General features: G+C 45.5%; 3 protein-coding genes. All 3 read left to right on the forward strand.

Going from position 1 to position 2,764, the window contains the following annotated elements; genetic code table 11:
• Positions 1 to 110: 110 nt before the first annotated feature.
• The gene (locus VIP81_RS06905) at positions 111 to 1,475 is read left to right on the forward strand and encodes a hypothetical protein (RefSeq protein WP_331957765.1); all 1,365 of its coding nucleotides are present in this window, start codon (positions 111 to 113) and stop codon (positions 1,473 to 1,475) included.
• A gap of 223 nt (positions 1,476 to 1,698) precedes the next feature.
• The gene (locus tag VIP81_RS06910) at positions 1,699 to 1,974 is read left to right on the forward strand and encodes an HTH domain-containing protein (protein WP_133808462.1); all 276 of its coding nucleotides are present in this window, start codon (positions 1,699 to 1,701) and stop codon (positions 1,972 to 1,974) included.
• A 446-nt stretch (positions 1,975 to 2,420) separates the two neighbouring features.
• Positions 2,421 to 2,764 (forward strand): hypothetical protein (locus VIP81_RS06915; protein ID WP_331957769.1); only part of this gene is annotated, 344 nt, incomplete at its 3' end.

Here is a 2,764-nt window from a genome sequence, read left to right on the forward strand (position 1 = left end):
TAAGTGTGGTAACTCAAACTTAACTAATATGGGTGGTTCTTTGGAACTGCCCTTTTTTTGTACCTTCTAATTAAGATTTACCCGGACAACAATGATTTAAAATCCTTTTTATGCAATCGCTTATACCATGGCAGCTACTGCGTATGTGCTGCGTTCTCCTGGTGCTGGCGGGATCCGCAGCCGCACAGCCCACCGTTATTACGGGGCGGGTAATGGATCGGCCGGTACGGAATGTATCGCTGGCGTACTGGTATGACCCGGGTATTTCCGTGGCGTATACGCAGGATACCTTATTAAAACAGGATTCTTTTTATTTCCGTTTGCCATTGTCTGCCAGCAGGCAGGTATTTTTTTATGTAGATGCCGGTAGCGGATATCAGTTTTATGGGCTGATCCGGGAGGGCGACAGTATTCATATTGGTATGCGGGGAGATAGTTTGATGCTCACTGGCAGGGGAGCGGTTGTTGGCAGGGCGATGTATGCGGCGCAGCGGGAGCTGGCCGGGGTGGTGATACCGGCGAAGGCCCCGGCGCAGATACTGGCGGCGGCATACCGGGAGCAGCTGTTGAGCAGCAGCCGGGTATTAAAGATGTATCGCGATAGCATGAGTACGGTAACCTGGGCTTTGATCAATGCACATATACAGGGGGAGGCGGGAGCGAAACTACTGAGTACTTTATGGAAATTGCCGCCGGGGCCGGACAGTACTTTGGAAGAGCGGCAGGTACGTTTTTATCAGCGGGAAATTTTACCGGCACTCCCGGTAATTACTCCGTCGGATACAACGGCGATGGCTATACGATTTTTAAGTTATTTGTTACAAAAAGCAGAAGCAGATTATTTTATACAACATCGTTTCGAATGTAATAGCAGGGCTATTTATGAATGGATTAAAACCCATTACAGTGGTCGTTTTCGGGATAAGCTACTGGCACATGCACTTACACTGGGATTTGCCGCCGGTAATCAACCGGAAGAGCAGGAGTGGTGTGTGCGGGACTATCTCTCACTGGCACAGGATGAAGCCTGCAAACAGGCCATAGGAAAGATTTACGGGAGATCCAGGAAAGGCATTAGTAAGGGGAGTGTGGCACCTGCTTTTAGTTTTCCCGACCGGCAAGGGAAGTTGGTGAGCTTGCAGCAATTCAGCGGAAAGGTAGTGTTACTGCACTTCTATAACAGTACAGATTCATTGAAGAAGATCCTTTCTGAAGTGAAAACATGCTTCAATGATGGTACCGTTTCCTTTGTGAATATTTGCTGCAATGGCAATGCTGTAAAGGATTTGCCTGGATGGTTGCTGTATGCTGATGAACAGCATCAGGAGGTGCTGGCGCAATATAATATCAGCAAATATCCTTCCCTGATAGTAGTAGGAAAGAATGGAAAAGTATATGCTACCAGACCGCCGGATCCCGCAGCAGATCACGGTACAGCACTTACCAACATTATCTATGAAGCATTACTGCAGTGAGTATTTATTTTGCAGTGGTGAACCAATAAAAAGAACATACTAACGTTTAATATCCGTACGCAGATAGACCGCATCAGCGCCATTGTCCTGCAGCTAAATTTTGAAAAACCCGTTTAAACCAGTTTGTTAATATTTACATTTAAATATATATATGAGAATGCTGGTTTAATAAAGACACAAATCGTATATTCAGTAAATAACCGTTAAGACCCCTCTATGCCACATGCCAAAGCGTTATTTTGACAGACTACAGACCATTGATTACCTCATCAGGATCAAAGGGACCGGTAAGCCAGCTCAGTTAGCCAAGCGGCTTCGTATTTCTGAAAGAACACTCTATGAATTCCTCAAAATGATGAAGGAGTTAGGTGCTCCCATTGAGTACGACCGGTACAAAGAAAGTTACTACTACTCAGAAAAAGGCGGATTCAACGTCAGGTTCTCAAAAAACCTGATTACCGTGAGTACGATGTTACTTTTATTCCTGCACATTTGGTAAACATGGTCCGCGCACAGACCAGTTAACCGGCCTCCCTGTTAGCTTTCCTGCGCTCACGCTGCCCGCCTTCGGGCCTTAGATCTGTTAACTCAGCTGTTAATTCAGTTGTTACATGATCTTTTATGTAAGCCTCCTTAAGTGGTGGACAGGAAAGGTTTTGCCTTTTTGAGGCAAGGACTTTAACTGTCCACCTTCTTTTTCCATAATACTTAACATTGGATTAACTGTTCCTACCTTAAATAAATCCAATTTTACCCTGAAGTACAATGTCAGCTTTTGATAAAGTATTATGCGAATAATAACTCTTTTTTCATAACGCGGTTTAGATTAGATTTTAGATAATACGCGGGTTTCTATTCAGTCACCTGCAATACCTAAATCTTCTGGGTCCGCGGGCAACTGACTCGGGTAATTTTCCGTACGCGTTAATGACCAAAATCGGCTCTATGGTACTAAACTGTATTATTTTGGGTAATGACCCGGAGGGATTCGGGGAGCTGGAGCATTTTTTATCTGCTATCCCATACGTTTACCTGGTAGGTCGCTGCCCCACCATGGAAGACGCACGTTTCTGGCTGGAAGCTCAAACCATAGATGTGTTAATTGTTGGAAGCTACGAAGATCCGCTCCCGCCGCCACCCGGCCCACAAGATGTGCTGCCGGTGATGATGATGACCTACATGGATGATCCGCCAGGTGGCTTCGACTTTATGCCGGCCGGTCTCCTGCAGTTGCCTTTTACCCAAATAGCATTGAACGACGTAATCTCTAAAATATACAAAACCATAGA

This window comes from Chitinophaga sp. (assembly GCF_036566945.1).
Lineage (GTDB): Bacteria > Bacteroidota > Bacteroidia > Chitinophagales > Chitinophagaceae > Chitinophaga.

Excerpts from the sequence above, each read along its gene's own strand:
- VIP81_RS06905 (WP_331957765.1), top strand. The coding sequence starts at position 111 with ATGCAATCGCTTATACCATGGCAGCTACTGCGTATGTGCTGCGTTCTC.
- VIP81_RS06910 (WP_133808462.1), top strand. The coding sequence starts at position 1,699 with ATGCCAAAGCGTTATTTTGACAGACTACAGACCATTGATTACCTCATC.